Genomic DNA, 16,272 nt, shown 5'->3' on the forward strand with positions numbered 1-16,272 from the left:
TGAATCGTCTAGGATACTTTCGGAGCGATCTTAGCGCGACAACGCTCTCCGAATGGCGTGAGGAAGCCGGCGGGTGAGCAAAGTTGGGATCAAGTGAAGTGGCGCAACCAAGCCAAGCCAGGAATGAGCGACAGATCAGCATCAGGGAGTTGACGCGCACGAGATGTTCCAAGCTTGCTCTATAATCGTCAAGCGAGGCAGTCTCGGTATCCATAAGTTCCGTCTCACCGCTGCGCCGACTGAACCGGACAACCATGTTGCTCTACCCATTGAGGGAGAAACTGAACGTCTCCGCTACAAGTCCTGGCCCGAATGCCATGGCAAGGCCCTGTGCCGGCGAAGGCGCATCTTGCATCATGCGCTTGAGGACAAACATCAGCGTGGCCGAGGACATATTGCCGAACTCCCGGAGAACGTCGCGTGACCAGCGCAACGCATCGGGGCTCAGATCCAGTCCCTGTTCTACAGCGTCGAGAATAGTCCGGCCGCCGGCGTGAACAGCCCACAGATCGTACTCCTCCTTGCTTCGCTTGCGCAGGATTCCCTGACCGTCGTTACGCATGAGCTCTTGCCGCAGTGCGTGCGCGATCTGTGAAGGAACCTCACCGGAAAGAGACATTTTGAAACCGGAGTCCCCAATCCTCCACGTGATTAGGTCGGCTGTGTCCGGTATCGTCACAACACGGAAGTCCTTGAGGGCAATTCCCTCCGGGCGCGCCGACACCAGACTTGCGGCACAGCCGTCTCCGAACAGAAGTGCACTGAGAAGTACTTCAAGGTCGGGCGTCTCCTGAAGGTGCAAGGTGCACAGTTCGAGATTGATGACCAATACCTTCGCAGAGGGTTCGGATCGGACGATGTGATGCGCAATCTTCAATGCGTTGACGGCAGCCGCGCATCCCATGAAGCCGACCAGCGTTCGCTCGATGGACGGGCTGAGTCCTACACGGCTGATCAGCTGCTGATCGATCCCCGGCGCCGTGAAGCCAGTGCAGGACGCTACCACCAGATGGGTGATGGACATCGGGTCCTCGTCGAGGTCGAGGGCTTCGACCCCGCGCTGAGCCAGCTCCACGGCGTGAGCCTCGAAATGGGCCATTCGGGCAGCCGTGCCGGCGAAATGATTCCTTTGGTAGAGTCCCTTCCGGTCGACCCAGCCTTCCTGGTTCTCACTAGGCTCCAGGGTCGAGTAGCGATGGTCGATAGCGGCTCGTTGCACCATCCTCTGGAAGAGAAGTCTGGTCCTTCGATCCGGCAGAATTTGATCGGCGAACTGAATAAAACGTCCGTGCACATCGTGATCGGGAACTGCCGTGCCAATCCGATTGATAAAGGCCACTGTCATGTCGCACCTAAGCATTATCGCGAGCCGGGATGAAAACACCGATGGTCTTCAAAAAATTCGAGTGATCGAAGAAGTGGCTCTCACCTTTCTGTGATCCATCGAGGCCGCTGACTTAGGTGGGCGGCAATGTGCATGCAGTTATCTGTCCAGTGCCACTACCAGACAATTGTTGTGCCGCTGTTCCTGGGGAAATTCTCTCAACAAGGCCACGGCGCCAATGTCATTTTTGGTGAAGGCGCCGGAAACACAGCCTCCCGCTGGCCCGAGACGAAATCATCCTGTCACAACAGGCCGCTTCGCGAGAAGTACATTTAGGAATCGGTTCTGACGGGTGCGATACGCAGCGGATCACACGCATGCCCCACCCGGGCTGCATCGGTCGGACTCCGCAGCGCCGCCGGGAAAGACCGGCAAGAAAAATCTAGAGGTTGGGCATGGATTGGGATGACCTAAGGTATTTCTTGGCTGTCGGCAGCCGAGAGGCTGCCGCATGTAAGTTTCAGACCGGCCAAGCCACTATCAGTCGACGGGTGCGGACGCTTGAAGCTGCACAAGGAATTGTTCTCTTTGAGCGACTGAACACCGGTTAGGTTCCGACCCCAGCAGGCAAGGAGGTGTAGACCCGAGCCGAGGCGGCGGAAGCTGCGATACTTGCGGTAGTGCGTAGAGCTGCCAAGGAGCAGGGGCATGTGCGAGATTTGGTGAGGCTGGCGACCGGGGAAGCACTTGCAGGCCACATGATCGCACTCCGGATCGCAACCTTCCAGACCCAGTATCCCGCCATCCTACTCGAACTCAGCACCGGATTTCGGGCCGTCAGGTGTTCGATCTCATCCGCTCCGGCACATTGGTCGCCAACATCGGCCAGTGCTTCCCGTTGTCATCCGCCGCAGAGGCTATCGCCAGGCTGAAAGCCTAGTCAGTGGCGAGCGAGACGTCGCCACATACCGCCAGTATAGCCAGGGCTAATTGTCGGAGGAGGCTGCGCGTCTTGACCTATGGATCAAGGCGCTCACCCGCCGGCCGAATATAGCCGGCAGGGCAGAGGATAAAGGAGGCATAGGTCGGATCCGATAACGCACAGACTGCCAGCACTTGTTGAGGAACTGGTCTCGACCCGTGTGCGGCTGTTCCAAATGAGCGAATGCAGGAAGTCATCATTCGCGCGCAGGCTGGTTTGCTTTCGGCTGCACGACGATGGCGCCAGCGTTGCTATGAGGGTTGTCCATGTGCGCTCCCCGCCGGGCACCATCACCTTTTATCCGTCCGTCGAACAGAAGCGGCCGTGTTTCGTTCACATTGTTAGCGGGCTGTGTCCCGTTCGTACTCGTAGTAGCCGGAGCGTGCGGCTTTGCGGACGAAGCAACTTGAGCGGCGGTCGCGACCAGTGCCGCCGCAAATGCGATTGCCAATCTTGACATGACAGGCATCTCCTCTCCTCGCAAATGACCGCACTATTATGCCTCTCCTTCTGTAGGGTCGTCACGAGTCTTTTCGCTGAAGCGATTCACAGTTCGGCGGACCGAAGATCACATCGATCTGCCTGACTCTCTAAGGTACCAAGTCTCGGTAGAGGGACGCAGCAGACGTTAGACGCGGCTCTTATTATCGGCGGATTCGCCCCCTAACCAGATTTTCGAAGCTCAGTGCTGGTTGAGAATACCCAGGCTGGTGGCCTCGGCAATGACTGCAAGACGTCCAATTGCAGTCAATCTTCTGCTATCGGAGCGACGCCTTTGTGACTAAGGCAGGCTGTACTCGACCCAAAGTAGGACGTCCCGCGCGGCGGTCAAGCGATCCGCATCGGTGCCTTTGGCGATTGTCAGAAGCGCAGGGCGCGCCGGCGAACCTCCCACCGCTGCATTGAGTGGCTGCACGTTCGCCGGATTTCCATCGCTGAGCACACCCACGTTGGACATCGCTAGTCCGTCGTCGATCTCGAATGACGTCGCCGCAGCGCTGCCGAAGCGTAGTTTGGCGCTGAATTTGCCGCCTGCCACACCTGGTACCACAACCGCGAGGTTCGTGATTGCCGCATCGGTGGGCAGAGCCAGCCGGCCCAGGTCGAAACGGATCTTGCCGTGTGGCTCGGTGGCCTTGAGCAGAGTCTTAAGACCTGTCGAGTCGACGGCGAGCGCGGAGACGAATACGGAACGACTGGCGGGTTGCGGTGCCAGCGCTGCCGCGGATGGTACCTCGTAGGCCGCTTGAACGTCGAGCGTAATCCGGACGTCGGTGACGCGGTTCAGGCTGATGGCATTTGCGGCCTTTGGGAGATCAAGGATCCAGGTAGTAGTGAACGCCGCACCCTCGAACGGCAACAAATGCTCTCCTGGTAGGCCGTGCAAGGCCAAGTCAGTACGCAACCGAAACTCGCTGACGGGATATGCATCCGCGAAGCGAAGCAGCGGAACCCGCGAAGCTGCGGGTTCCCGCCGGAGCAATGAGAAGCCGCTGTTGGTGAGGATGCCCCGCGCCGGTGCTGCTGTGCCCGGTGCGTCCACGCGTACGTCCACCGCTCGGATCCGGTGTGCAAAGGTTCCGGGATGTGCCGCCATCAAGTCGTCATCGGTAAGGGTGAAGGTGCACGTCCCGCTGTTCTTCAACTGCCCGAAGGCGAGCGGCAGGTCGCGAGCGAGGGAGTAGGTGACTGTCAGGGGCACGGTTACGCGGGCAGCCGCTAGACGCAAGGCTTCCAGTTCGGCTAAGTCGAGCGCCAAGCGGTCCACCCCACCGACGTCGCGCATTCTCGGGTCGAAGTAGCCGATCCGAATGACTCGGATTGGCGTGGCCAGACGGTAAGCGAGAGCTCTCTCCGCAAACCACGCTGCTTGGCCGGCCAAGTCGAGGTAGCGATGCAGAGAGCGGCGCGCAACGCCAGCGAGCGCTTGCCAGAAGTCGCGGTTGAGGAAACGTTCGTTCTGATAGGTGATCAGGTCCCGAGCATAGGCGAGATCGGTCGTGGCTATTTCCCCCTGCAGATTGGCGATGGTCACGTTGCGCTCCTGCACTCGAACCGCCGCATGGGCTGCCGGCAATGCTTCGTTCTTGAGCGCCGTCAGTTCGCTCTCGCGCTTCGTGGCAGCATCGGCCATGCCTTGCAACGTGGTCGTGCTGAGCACTGCGAAGGCCGCAAATCCGCCGACCACGCCGAGACCACCCATGGCACTGCCCAGGCCGACACTCTCGGAACCGGCCGCCGCGCCCCCTGCACCCTGTGCTCCGAGGCCCAGAGCTTCACCAACGCCACTAGTGCTGAGCGATGTCCATCCCTCCGAGGCACCTTTTCCGATATCCACTATCGAGCTGATGCTCGACTTCATGCCGTTGAAATAGGTCTCAAACTGATTGAACAAGGAGTTGGCGTCATCGATCTCCGCTTGCTTCGCGGTGATGAGTTTCTCAACATCGGTTACGAGCTTCTTGGCAACAACCGCGCCTGCCTTGGCGATCTCGACCTGTTCGGCGGCAATTGCCACCGTGGTCCGGGCCTTGCGCTCCTGCGCCTTGGCCGCCAGAAGGTCGAGATCCAACTGCTCGATCCGTCCGAGATAGGCCAGATAGTCGTTCTGGGCGGATTTCGCGCTTGTCGCCCAGCGTTGGGCGGCGTTGACCAGGGTGTCATAGCTTAGCGTTGGTACCGCGTCGTCGCTATAACCATAGAAGTTGAGGCCAGCCTCGAGTTGGTGGAGTGCGAGGCGAGCTCGATCGATTTGGTTGCGCACCCGTGGGTTCTCGACCAATCCGAACCACGGCAGCTTAAATTGCAAGGGAAGGTAAGCGCTGGTCCCGGGGTCTTCGCCGTGCAAGAAGATCACGGCCTTGTACAGTTCGCGAGCACGCTCCAGGCTCGCCGCGTCATCAGTGCGGTATAGCGCCTCCGCCCAGGTCAGAAGCGCGTCGGCTTGCGCTATCCGTGCATAGCGCTCCTCGAGTGGGTGCAGTAGGGGCGTGTCTGGTTTGAGCACGTCGTAGCCGTTGCGCACTTGGGGGGTAAGTGAAAACGGCCCGTCTAGACGCCGTTCTTCATCATACACCAAACGGGCCGTGTAAGGACGGTCACCTAACAGATCATTCCAGCGCAGGCGACCAGCGACCACTCGTCTGTGTATGACGAGAGAATCGGGGTGTTTCACCATGCCGGCCGGCGTACCGAGCATGCCAATACCAATGTAGAACCCGGTCATCCCGGCTAGCACATCCACGGTTCCCGCCAAGTCGCCTAGTCCTGCGCGAATGATAGCGCGGAACATCGGCAGCAGGAAACGCAGCTGGTAGGTGCGCAAACGCGTGGCCTGATCACGCGCGATCCGAAAATGCACTACGTCGAGCCAGAGATCCGTGGGCTGAGCTAGTTCGAAGAAGCGCTCGAAGCCGTCTGGAGAGTATGGGCCGCGTGTTCCCGTGAGCTCAATGATGTTGGACACCTTGAGCTTGCGGCGGCGGGCGAGGCTCAGGGGGCGTGGGAAGTTCCCAACGCTCATTTCCGGCTCCCAGTCCTCGCCAGGCTTCGGGCTAGGGGAGGCGGCGTTCAGCAAATGCTCGGCCTCGTCCGCCAGTCGCGCGGCGGTGGCGAACTGACTTCTATCAATGGCTTGGACGAGCTCGAGCAACTTGGCGTCCGCGGCGCCGTACGCCAGCAGGAAGCTTGCTGAGCGGTGAACCTCATCCATTGTACCGAAGTAGCCATTGTAAGGCGTAAGGCTCTGAGTGCCGGGTAGTGCCTTGTGATACTCGAGAAACTTCTTACGCCCTTCTGTGAGCCATGCGCCGGCCAATGTGCCGATCACCTGGGTGCGAAGTGCAAACAGATTCTCTGCGAAGAACGGCTGCTGGCGCGCGAGCCACTCGTCGAAGCGCAGGAAGAACGGGGCCGAGCCTATCACCTCACTCCACAGAATCGGCTTGCCTTCGACGCCCGGCAGCTGTGGTTCGATGATGCTCTCGGGAGGCTCCACAGGTCCTTGTGCCGTGTCGCTGAGGATCCTAGACAGTGTGTGGATGTTGAGTTTCACTGGTGTGGAGGTGACGCTGTCGGGCTCCGTGAGGGGCAGACGGTACCTGTTGGCGAAGTCTTGGACCGTGACCGGCGCGAGCGCGAGCAATGCGTCCAGATACTCTCGGTCGGTGCGCGTCCCTTGAACAGCCAGTGTACCGGCCGCGACCCCGAACCCGAAACCAGAGCCTGTATTTGCGGTGAGGATTGATGTGACTATCGGCACCAGCAGCCGATTGAGGGGTACCTCGGTCCGGTTGACGGTCCGGAAATCCTGCTTGAAGCGATGCTCGAGCTGACGCTCGACAATATCCGGAAACGTCTTCGGATCCGCTCCGAAACCGAGCTTCTGTTGATGTGCGAAGAGCACGAAGACCGAGCGTAAGTAGTCCCGGTAGGACTGGTCATCGGGCAGTGCCCAAGGGAAGATTCCCCAGCCCAGGCCAGGCTTGATGAAATTATCGACATCCCACAACGGTTTGGGTTTCAGGTCCACCTGCGGCAGATCACGAAACTTCACGATCCTTACTTCCCCAGCGCGCAGGGCTACCGGATCCAGCAGGAGCATGGTGGGTGCTTCTTCTTCAGCCTCAGCTCTCTGAAGGCTCTGGTCCAGCTCCGAAAGGAGACGTGCTCGCTCCCCGGCCGTCAGGAGGCGGGCGGCGCTGTCCGCCGTCGGAACTGCAAGATCATTGGCGAGGTCGTCCGCGCGCACACGTCTCGTGGCGACGAGTTGATCGGCGAGCAGCATGAGGCGATCAGAGGCGAGTTCTGAAGCCGGTGTCACCTCCAGAATAGCTGGCGTTTCGCCGTCCAATTCGGCACGGGACACTTCAATGCCCTCACCTGGCCCGCCTGCCAGCCGAACCAGCAGCCGCTGCCGCCAAAGGTCGTGTGGCAGGTCGAGAATGGCGATGCCGTTGATTCCAGTCAGTACCTGCGCAACGACATCGGAGCACTTCGGAGCAAGCGTTATCGCCTCAACCCTGACGTCAGCAAGCGGTGTTCTCGTGGCGGCATGAACGGTCTGTACCTGAATCCTCAACGGCTTGGCATCGTTCAGCATCGCACTTATCTCCCTCTCATGTGCGCCTTGCGCAGGTCGGGCAGGTTCGAGCCAACTTTGTCATGGGACTTTTACGGAGTGGAGGACCATATCCGAGGTACATGTCGCCGGCATGCTCGGAGCAGCTTTCCCAGACATCCGGCACGTGGTCATGCGGGTGCAACGACCATCCCCTGCACGGACGGCTTTCATGAGCCGTTGGGTGCTGAGTTTATTTATATTGGAGCTGATGAGTATCGGGTAAAACCCTGAGAGCTGGACGGACGATCCTCGCACCGAAAACGGAAAGGGCCGAAGTACGTCAAACCGGGAAGCTCTCATGCAGCAAAGAGCGTCGGCTTAACGCACGTGATGCGGCTAGGCTCTGAAACAATGCCAAATCAGCTCGGGTTTCACGCAATCGGCTCTCTGGAAGTCTTGCGGATGCCATTTCTGACAGAAAAGAGTGCCTGCAGCCCACAACGAATGACGCTCCGACAGCATTCATTCAAAGTCTTTCAACTCTTATGAAGCTCGTCGACACGGCCCGCCACTGTACCTCGAATGGCCAAAAGGCCTTACGGATCGAAGATCATGGCAACCGCAACAGGCAGCGCTTTGCAGGCATCCTCCGCTTTCCGGGCGATATCCTAGCGGATTGGGTTTCTCTCGCGTAGCCTCGTCCCCATCGATATCGGCAGCCTGATCGGGATCAGGGTACCATCTTGGTCACCCACAAGGCCGTCTTCTCCCATGACGACATTCGCAATGAACTCTGGACAACCCATGGCACGAAGGGCGAGCCGATGTTCGTGCTGCGCGATGGCATGTCGGGCACGGAGACCTATTGAGGTTGGCGGACAAGTCCCTTCTTCTATGCCTAAGCGTCGGAAGAGGAGACAGCACGCTTCCCATTGCTCATCGCTGCCAATTGACGACCGCTACTCCGACCAAAGCCATCGCTCCTCCAATGGCGCCGAGCAGTGTTGGCACCTCACCGAGCCATACGAACCCGAGCAGCGTAGCGACCGGAGGTACGCAGTACATGAAGTTCGACGCGCGGCTGGCTGGCAGTCGCGACAGAGCGACAGCCCAAGTTCCATAGGCGATGAGGCTCGGAACCAGACCGAGATAGATTACGGCTTGGATCCCCGAAGACGGCGCCTCAAGAAATTGGCTTGTGCCGGTTGGAAGCCAGGGAGCGAGAACGAGCGCCCCAAGTACCATGTTCCAGGCTGAGACCGTCAGCGGCCTATGCCTCGCGAAGAGTGGCTTCTGTACGACTGTGGTCACGGATGTACAGAGAGCGGCGCCGAGGATGAGCAGCGCTCCGGTGTCGAGACGCATGCCACCGCCCTCGCCAAGCGCGATTAGGCCGATGCCAGCAAACGAGAGACCCGTTCCAGCCCAAGCCAATACGTTGAAGCGCTCACCCAGCACAAGCATTGCGAGGCCGGCCGTGATGATCGGGTTCGTATTGATGATGAAGCTTGCTGCTCCGGCCGAGACAGTCATCTCTCCCATGTTAAGAAGGGCCGTGTAGAGCCCGACGAACAGGACACCGCCAACCGCAAGCCGAAGGAAGTCCGCAAGCGTTGGCCATGCTGGGCGTACGATACAAAGAAACAATGCTGCCGGAATGGCTGCAATCGCGAACCGCAGTGCACCAAGCTCGATTGGACCGAAAGCTTGTAGTCCCGCCCGGATGGCCGGGAAAGCTGAAGCCCAGGCGAGGATTGTGACGATGACGGCGGTGGTGGTCACACCGTCGAAACGTTTGCTCTCGGAAAGATGGACGGTACCGATGCTCACGGCAAAAACTCATGAATGGAATTGGCAGGACTGATAATTCTGCGATCTGATCTGATTGACAATCGAACAATTCGAGGGTCAGCTGTGAGCATGGATCACAGTTTAACAATGTTGCCACCCCTCGATGCCCTGCGCGCCTTCGAGGCGGCCGCGCGCCTCGGCAGTTTTTCGGCGGCGGCAAACGATCTCAACCTTACGCACGGCGCTATCAGTCGACAGGTAGCCAAGCTCGAACATTGGCTCGGTGAGAGGCTGTTCGACCGGCAGGCCCGGGGCGTCGCCTTGACCCCACAGGGGCAGCGCCTGCATCAGCGTACGAGCGAGGCATTTGCCCTGATTGCAAACAGCTCCGATCGTTGGATCGAACGGCGTGGGGCGTCTATTGTCCGCCTGACCTCGATCCCGTCGGTGAGCAGCCTCTGGCTGATGCCGCGCCTGCAAGCGTTCGAAGCAGGCGATCCGGTTCTAAGGATCGAGTTCGTAGTGGAGCATCGCAATCTTGATCTTGAAGCCGAGGGGATTGATCTGGCGATCCGCTGTGGTCGCGGGAGCCTGCCTGGACGTGTTTCCATTCGTTTGTTCGAGGAGCAGTGCTTTCCAATTGCATCACCTGCGCTTGCAGCGTCGCTTGGATCCGGCGCTCCGGAGCGAATTCTCAATTATCCCCTCGTGCACGATTCCGACGCATCGGGATGGCGTGCCTGGTTTGCCGCACAGGGAATGGACTATCGCCCTCGCCCGCAGGATCGCCGTTTCGAGGACTACAACCTTGTGCTCGACGCTGCAGCCCATGGGCTCGGCATTGCTTTGGCCCGTCCTCCTCTGGCCGGCGGCGCTCTGCGCAACGGCCGTATCGTCAGGGTCGACCCGCGAACCGTGCTCAATCCAGTGTCATACTGGCTGGACAGAACCCCAAGCCAATTGCGGCCGTCTGCAGCGGAACTTGCCCGACGGATCATGGCCGAGGCGGGCTTGACCGCCCCTGCGGCCGAGACATTCCTGAAAACGTAGAATATGCTGCACAGCACAATCAGGGCAGGCACTCGCGTGGCGTGAATTTCACCCACTGTGGTTCTGCCATCAGCGTGGTCCCACTATGAACACCAACTTGGCCTTGAGGGTCAGCCCATGCTGACCCACACGGGACAGGGCATCCCCGGTGATCCACTGAACGTCGGCCTTGTCGGCTCCCAGGAGGATATCGTGCGAGCCATGCACCTTGCCGGCTGGCATCCGGCGGACTCGATCACACTCCAGACCAGCCTTGAGATCATCGATAGCGTGGTTCTCGACCGGCCTGATCCGGATGCACCGGTAAGCTCCTTATTCTACGAGGGACGACGGGAGGATCTTGCTTTCGAGAAGCCGGTGGGTTCGAGCGCGGACCGTCGGCATCACGTACGGCTCTGGAGGGTTCTGGCGCGTGGGCAAGAAGGCCGCCCCGTATGGCTCGGGTCGGCGACCTTCGACCGGGGCGTGGGCCTGAGTCGATACACGGGCCAGGTCACCCATCATATTGCCCCGAACATCGATGCGGAGCGTGACGGCTTGGTCGCTGATCTCATGCAGGCCGGAATGGTCGAGGTGCGCTATCAGGTGTCAGGCATTGGACCGACATTGCGTGGGCGCAACGGCGAAGGTGACCTTTACTTCACTGATGGGGAGATCTGGATGGCTGTGCTCTCCGCCGCCGGGCAGAGGCGCTTGCAGCCACCTGTCACCTTGCCCAACCCCACACTCATTGCGGCGAAGGAAGAGATCTGGAAGGCAGTTCTGGGCTCATGGCCGCAGCAATGAGAGGGACCCGCGCTGGGAAGTTGAGACGCTGTCCTCATTATGGATCACCTGGGTCGCACCGTAGGTCTTGCGAACATCGACAATCTGGAGTGAGCCATAGCAGCTGCCCTTAGCTGTCGCGACAGCACATCGAGCCATCGTAAGGCCCATTCGCTACGGTAATGCAAACGCCGCTGGTTTGAGTGGAAGGCAAGCTTCGGAAGCAGCCTGCCGTGAACTATCCCTTGACGGCTCCCATAGTCAGACCGCTCACGACGTAACGCTGGAAGATCATCGTCAGAACAAGAGCGGGCGCCATGATCGCAACGGAGGCCGCCATGACGCCGCCCCAGTCGATATCGGCATAGGAGAGGAAATTGAAAACGGCGATCGGTAGCGTCCTCGTCCTCTCCATGCTGAGCACCTGAGAAAAGAGGAAGTTGTTCCACGAAAAGATGAATGCCAGGGTCGTGGCAGTGATGATGCCGGGTCCGGACAGGGGAAGAATGATCCGAAGGAAGATGTAGTTTCGCGAAGCCCCGTCAACCATCGCTGATTCCTCAAGCTCTATGGGAATGGTCTCAAAGTAGCTCGACATGATCCAGACCACGATGGGCAGCGTGATCAGGACATGGCTCAACACGAGTGCCACGTAGGTGTCCATGAGGCCGAGGCGGGAGAAGATAATGTACCAGGGCATCAGGAAAGAGATGCCAGGCATCAGTCGCGCCAGTAGGATCACCAGCGCGAGCCGCCGCTGCGAAAAACGGGCGATGGAATAGGCCGCCGGAAGACCAAGCAAGAGTGACACGCCCACGGCGAAAGCCGCCACGACAGTCGAATTGATGAAGTAGCGAATAAAATCCTGCTCTCCGAAGACCTTATAATAGTTCTGGAATGTCGGACTGAAGACGAACTTGGGCGGCCAGGCGACGATATCCACTTGTGTCTTCAGCGAGGAGATCAGCATCCAAAGGAAAGGCATCAGGACAATCGCCGCCAGCAGAACGACCGCCCCGTAAAACAGAATCTTGTATCCAACTTTTAACATGATCGATTCCTGTCTCACTCTGGATCCGCCGTTCAGGCGGCCCTTCGTTTGCTCAGCCGTGTGATCGCTACGCTGCATGCAAGAACGATGAGAAAAAGCACCACCAGGATAACGGCGGCCTGTCCCATGCGAAAATACTCGAAGCTGTACTTGTAACCAATGAGGTTGAGCGTTTCCGAGGCATAGCCCGGGCCCCCGCCTGTCATCGCGAAAATGATGTCGAAGGTCTTGAGGGCATCAATCAGGCGCAGAATGACGGCCGTGACAATGACCGGCATCACCATCGGGATCGTAATGAGCCGAATAATCTGCCATTCGCTTGCGCCGTCGATCCTGGCGGCCTCTGCCGGCTCGTCGGAAAGGGCCGCCAGGCCAGCGAGCACGATCAGCGTAATCATGGGCGTCCATTGCCACACGTCGACGATCACGAGGGAGAGCAGCACAGTGCTTGCATCGGAAATCCAGGAGCTAGCCGGCAGCCCGAGCGATTCCAGAACGTAATTGGCTAACCCGATCGTCGGATCGTAGAAAAGGTTGAACACAATTCCTACTGCGACTGGGGTCGCGACCAGAGGTAGAAGAAGAAGCAGCTTTACCAAATTCCTGCCGACGAAGGCGCGGTCCAGTAACAGAGCGGCTGCCACCCCGAGCACGGCTTCCGCCGCCACGGCCGATATGGTGAAAACCATGGTGCGCCACAGCGCTTGCAGAAAGCGCGGCTCGATCAATACCTGACCGAAATTTTCGAGGCCGACGAATGATGGTGCATTACCTGATGTCAGTGTCCAGTTCGTCAGGCTGATATAGGTGGTGTAGAGAACCGGAAAGACCATCAGTAGCGCGACGAACAGGATCGCCGGCAGGGGATAGATCCAACGGATATTGCTGTCCGCGTAGCTATTATGGGTCATGGACTCTCGACAGATTCAAGCGCCGGATGCTCTGGATACTTCAAGTCAGTGCCGCGCCCCCCACGGGCGGCCCGGCCCACCCGGATCCATAAAGTCCCGACGCCCCCGGGGTCGGCGGCTGTTCTTATCACTCCCCCCCCGCGCCCCCGGCCGGGGGGGGCCCCCCCCCCCACTCCGGGATACTTACTGTCCGTACTCGCCGGTGTTGCGCAGCAGCGTGTTGACCTTGGCGACACGGTCCTTCGCCATATCGCCGATTTGCGGCGACTCGCCCTTCGTGTTGATCGATTCGATAACGATCTCGCCGATCAGGTCGCGTGCCTCGCCAACGGCACTCATGAAGGGACGGTCGGTCGGATAGCCGTTCTTCGCCACGAAAGCACGTGTCTCGACGAGGCCGGGATCGACCTTGGCGACGACAGCCGGATCCTCCCACACAGACGTCCGTGCCATCGTGATGTTGGCGCCCATCGCCTTGGCGGCGAGTTCCTTGCTGGTGGCCCATTCGAGGAAGGTCTTCGCCAGATCCTTCTTCTTCGACTGGCTGGCTATGGCGATTCCCCAGGAGGTTGCGTAGAACGGGGAATTCGTCTTGGGCCCGGCAGGGAAATTGGCGATGCCGATTTTGTCCGCTCCGAGTGACGTCTTCGCAGGATCGGTCAGCTGGCCATAGAAGACGGACGCGTCAGTCCACATCGCGACACGGCCCGCCTGGAACAGTGGCAGGATGTTCTCCCACGACATGGACGTCACGCCGCGGGGGCCATAGCTCCCGACGATTTTGCCGTAATAGCGAAAGCCATCAACAGCTTCCTTCGAGTCGAAAACCGCTACGCCCTTGTCGAGATACTGACCACCGAAATTATAGATATAGCTGGAAAGCTGGGTTACGGCCGCCGCGCCCTTGCCACGGGAAGCAAAGCCTGCCACGCCGCCGGTATTGAGCTTCTCCGCAGCGGCCGCCAACTCGTCGAAATTCGTCGGGACCTTGATGCCCGCGGCCGCAAGAAGGTCCTTACGATAGAACAGAACCTGCCATTCGGTGACGAGCGGAACGATGTTCGGCTTGCCGTCATATGTAACGATGCTGACTGTGTTGGCCGGGTAATCCGAGAAATCATAACCGGCCAGTGGTTCGTACCACTTATTTTTCGCGAAGAGCTTTCCGTCCTGCAGCGGTCGAGTCATGAACACATCGACCGATGATGAATTCGTGGCGAACTCGGTGGTCAATTTGGTCGTAAGCTGGCTTTCCTGCAAACTCTCAACATTGACCTTGATACCGCTCTGCTTCTCGAATTGCGGAATCTCCGCCTTGAGAATATCGCCATACGGATGGTTGGCCAGAAGAACACGTATTTCCTTTGTCTGCGCCAGCGCGCCTCCGCTCAGGCTTAGTCCGAGTGCCACAGTCAGGCCGAATTTCAAAATCGTTCTCATTTTTCCTCCCATCGAAGCGGTGAAGCCCCAAGCTTGCCTGATATTGGATTCTGTAACAGACAGCCTCGGAGCCAGTCACTGCAGGATTGCGTGTACTTCATATAGTCGCATATCTGGGGCAGCAAGCAGCTGCTGCAAGCGTGCCACACCAGTAGCGCCATGTCCTTCAAGCTTATCGCTAGCGAAATGCCGTTGGCCCGAGCGACGTCCTCGCGCTCGCGTCAACCATGTGAAGCTGACAACCGATGTGCGTGGCTCCCCCAAGGACAGGCGGGGATCGACATCGAACGAGGTCGCGGTTGTAGCCGTGGAGCGGGTGTGGCCCCAGGCGCCGAAGCCTTCGCCCCACAGAGCATAGCGCGGCGCAACGGGAACCGGGGCCACCGCCACCGGGGCCCTTGTCTGGCCGGGGCGATCGGCGGCGAAGGCGGCGCCATAGGGGCCCTGGGCCAGAGAGGGCAGGGCCGGGCCGGTGAGCGGCTGGCGCAGGCGGGTCAGAAGCGCCTCGCGCACCAGCCGCTCCTGCTCATAGGCCACGCTGACGGCCGAGGCATGGGCCTCGCCGGACAAGGCATCAAAGGCCTGGCGGGCGCCGGCAACGCTGGCGCCGAGCACGGTGTTGTAGAGCCGGTGGCCGGGCCGCAGCGCATCGATGGCATCGGCGGTGCGGTACTGGTTCTCCGACAGCGCCACGGAATGGAAGGCGAGGGGATTGGTCGGCGGTTGGGGCGGAGCCGGCGTTACCGGATCTGGCGTGGCCGACTTGCGCCGCATGGTCAGGGTGACGGCGTCGGTCGCGTAGCCGAGGGTGGGGGAGATGAAGGCGAACTCGGCGCTTTGCGTGCCGGCGAAGGTGCCGGTGACGCCGCCCTGGGCGGTGAGGATGGTGTAGGGGGTGTTCTCGACAAAGTTGATGCCCTGGTCGGGCAGCACCTGGACCGTGCCGCCAGTGAGCGTCGCAGTGCCGGTGGCGGCAAGGCGGTCGTTGAATAAATCTGTATCTTCCGCGATACGAGGTTCGGAAGTCTGATCTCGGTCCACAACTTGATAGCCAGTAGAGAATCGATGGCGGTTCCCCAGAATAAAGACGAGCTCTTGAAAGCAATAAACTCGAAATTTGATAAGCTGATTAAAGATCTGAATGCTGTTCCGGCGGAATTGACCGGAGAAGCCAGCATGGAAGGACACGTCAAGGGAGCGCGGATGAGCGTTTCTAATTTGGTCTCCTATCTCATTGGCTGGAATGAACTGGTTCTCAAATGGATGGAAAGAGACGCTCTCGGGAAGCCAATCGACTATCCCGACACCGGTTTCAAAGGAAACGAGCTGAGCAAGCTCGCGCAGAAATTTTACCGGGACTATGAGGAGCTTAGTTATCCGCAGCTGCTCGACCGTCTCAGTGCTGCGAAACTAAGGATCGTTTCCCTCATCGAAAGCCACGATAATGCTGATCTCTACGGGCGCCAATGGTACGGACGGTGGGCGATGGGCAGGATGATTCAGTTCAATACCTCCTCGCCCTATGACAATACGCGTGGCCGGCTGCGAACTTGGCTAAAAGCAAAAGGCGTTTCATGCAATGTTTGACCGTCGACCACCGGCGACTGTAATTCCAGCCGTATGCCGTCTACTCTTTGGTGCAAGTCTTGCATCCCGACATGTTCGCTATGCCATGTACTGAAGTTGTCGCTGGGATTAAATGGGAACTCTACGGAATTTCTTTCTGGTTTGAGCCAAAAGCTAACGTTCAGCCAAAACAGAGCAGAGATACCCAAATACGCGAGCTGCGGTTGAAGTGTTTGGAGCAATTTTTCCTGTGCCGTGAACTAGGTCATTGATTTCTGCGAAGCCCCTGTGAGCTTTTCCATCCTGATCCAGACCGTGTCGACCCTTGAA

The 16,272-nt window shown here is 59.2% G+C and carries 12 protein-coding genes; 5 read left to right on the forward strand and 7 right to left on the reverse strand.

Annotated elements, in window-relative coordinates; all coding sequences use genetic code 11:
• Window positions 1-262 precede the first annotated feature (262 nt).
• Entirely contained in the window at window positions 263-1,360 is a 1,098-nt protein-coding gene (locus LJD17_RS18355; RefSeq protein WP_319799705.1) for a type III polyketide synthase, read from the reverse strand.
• Window positions 1,361-1,779: 419 nt separating this feature from the next.
• Here LJD17_RS18355 and LJD17_RS24385 point away from each other — a divergent pair, with 419 nt between their 5' ends.
• Entirely contained in the window at window positions 1,780-1,935 is a 156-nt protein-coding gene (locus tag LJD17_RS24385) for a LysR family transcriptional regulator (RefSeq protein WP_227385664.1), read from the forward strand.
• A 1,152-nt stretch (window positions 1,936-3,087) separates the two neighbouring features.
• On the opposite strand, the gene LJD17_RS18365 is transcribed toward LJD17_RS24385, so the two are convergent.
• On the reverse strand, window positions 3,088-7,407 hold the full coding sequence (locus tag LJD17_RS18365) for a Tc toxin subunit A-related protein (protein WP_227385665.1): 4,320 nt from the start codon (window positions 7,405-7,407) through the stop codon (window positions 3,088-3,090).
• Window positions 7,408-8,111: 704 nt separating this feature from the next.
• Between LJD17_RS18365 and LJD17_RS24125 the strand changes: the two genes are divergently transcribed.
• Entirely contained in the window at window positions 8,112-8,237 is a 126-nt protein-coding gene (locus LJD17_RS24125) for a hypothetical protein (protein WP_264478475.1), read from the forward strand.
• A gap of 67 nt (window positions 8,238-8,304) precedes the next feature.
• Here the strand turns inward: LJD17_RS24125 and LJD17_RS18370 are convergent, their stop codons facing one another.
• Entirely contained in the window at window positions 8,305-9,198 is an 894-nt protein-coding gene (locus tag LJD17_RS18370; protein WP_227385666.1) for a DMT family transporter, read from the reverse strand.
• A gap of 90 nt (window positions 9,199-9,288) precedes the next feature.
• Between LJD17_RS18370 and LJD17_RS18375 the strand changes: the two genes are divergently transcribed.
• Window positions 9,289-10,209 (forward strand): LysR substrate-binding domain-containing protein, encoded by a 921-nt coding sequence (locus LJD17_RS18375; RefSeq protein ID WP_227385667.1) that lies wholly within the window; start codon window positions 9,289-9,291, stop codon window positions 10,207-10,209.
• 45 nt (window positions 10,210-10,254) lie between these two features.
• Window positions 10,255-10,995 (forward strand): LssY C-terminal domain-containing protein, encoded by a 741-nt coding sequence (locus LJD17_RS18380; protein ID WP_227385745.1) that lies wholly within the window; start codon window positions 10,255-10,257, stop codon window positions 10,993-10,995.
• A 217-nt stretch (window positions 10,996-11,212) separates the two neighbouring features.
• On the opposite strand, the gene LJD17_RS18385 is transcribed toward LJD17_RS18380, so the two are convergent.
• The 4 genes from LJD17_RS18385 to LJD17_RS18400 form a co-directional block, all read right to left on the reverse strand.
• Window positions 11,213-12,025 carry a carbohydrate ABC transporter permease gene (locus LJD17_RS18385; RefSeq protein ID WP_227385668.1) on the reverse strand — a complete coding sequence of 271 codons (813 nt, stop codon included), beginning with the start codon at window positions 12,023-12,025 and terminating at the stop codon, window positions 11,213-11,215.
• 32 nt (window positions 12,026-12,057) lie between these two features.
• The gene (locus LJD17_RS18390; RefSeq protein WP_227385669.1) at window positions 12,058-12,936 is read right to left on the reverse strand and encodes a carbohydrate ABC transporter permease; all 879 of its coding nucleotides are present in this window, start codon (window positions 12,934-12,936) and stop codon (window positions 12,058-12,060) included.
• 183 nt (window positions 12,937-13,119) lie between these two features.
• Window positions 13,120-14,376 carry an ABC transporter substrate-binding protein gene (locus LJD17_RS18395; RefSeq protein ID WP_227385670.1) on the reverse strand — a complete coding sequence of 419 codons (1,257 nt, stop codon included), beginning with the start codon at window positions 14,374-14,376 and terminating at the stop codon, window positions 13,120-13,122.
• Between the two features lie 75 nt (window positions 14,377-14,451).
• Window positions 14,452-15,417, reverse strand: coding sequence for an autotransporter outer membrane beta-barrel domain-containing protein (locus LJD17_RS18400; RefSeq protein WP_227385671.1), 966 nt, complete (start codon window positions 15,415-15,417; stop codon window positions 14,452-14,454).
• A gap of 24 nt (window positions 15,418-15,441) precedes the next feature.
• On the opposite strand from LJD17_RS18400, the gene LJD17_RS18405 reads away from it, so the two are divergent.
• Complete coding sequence (locus tag LJD17_RS18405; protein WP_227385672.1) at window positions 15,442-15,963, forward strand: ClbS/DfsB family four-helix bundle protein; 522 nt, start codon at window positions 15,442-15,444, stop codon at window positions 15,961-15,963.
• Window positions 15,964-16,272 lie beyond the last annotated feature (309 nt).

This window comes from Microvirga rosea (assembly GCF_020595095.1).
GTDB lineage: Bacteria > Pseudomonadota > Alphaproteobacteria > Rhizobiales > Beijerinckiaceae > Microvirga > Microvirga rosea.

Bases quoted from the DNA above. Each gene is read 5' to 3' on its own strand.
- LJD17_RS18385 (WP_227385668.1), bottom strand. From the start codon at position 12,025: ATGTTAAAAGTTGGATACAAGATTCTGTTTTACGGGGCGGTCGTTCTG.
- LJD17_RS24385 (WP_227385664.1), top strand. From the start codon at position 1,780: ATGGATTGGGATGACCTAAGGTATTTCTTGGCTGTCGGCAGCCGAGAG.
- LJD17_RS18375 (WP_227385667.1), top strand. From the start codon at position 9,289: ATGGATCACAGTTTAACAATGTTGCCACCCCTCGATGCCCTGCGCGCC.
- LJD17_RS18395 (WP_227385670.1), bottom strand. From the start codon at position 14,376: ATGAGAACGATTTTGAAATTCGGCCTGACTGTGGCACTCGGACTAAGC.
- LJD17_RS18365 (WP_227385665.1), bottom strand. From the start codon at position 7,407: ATGCTGAACGATGCCAAGCCGTTGAGGATTCAGGTACAGACCGTTCAT.
- LJD17_RS18405 (WP_227385672.1), top strand. From the start codon at position 15,442: ATGGCGGTTCCCCAGAATAAAGACGAGCTCTTGAAAGCAATAAACTCG.
- LJD17_RS18355 (WP_319799705.1), bottom strand. From the start codon at position 1,360: ATGCTTAGGTGCGACATGACAGTGGCCTTTATCAATCGGATTGGCACG.
- LJD17_RS18390 (WP_227385669.1), bottom strand. From the start codon at position 12,936: ATGACCCATAATAGCTACGCGGACAGCAATATCCGTTGGATCTATCCC.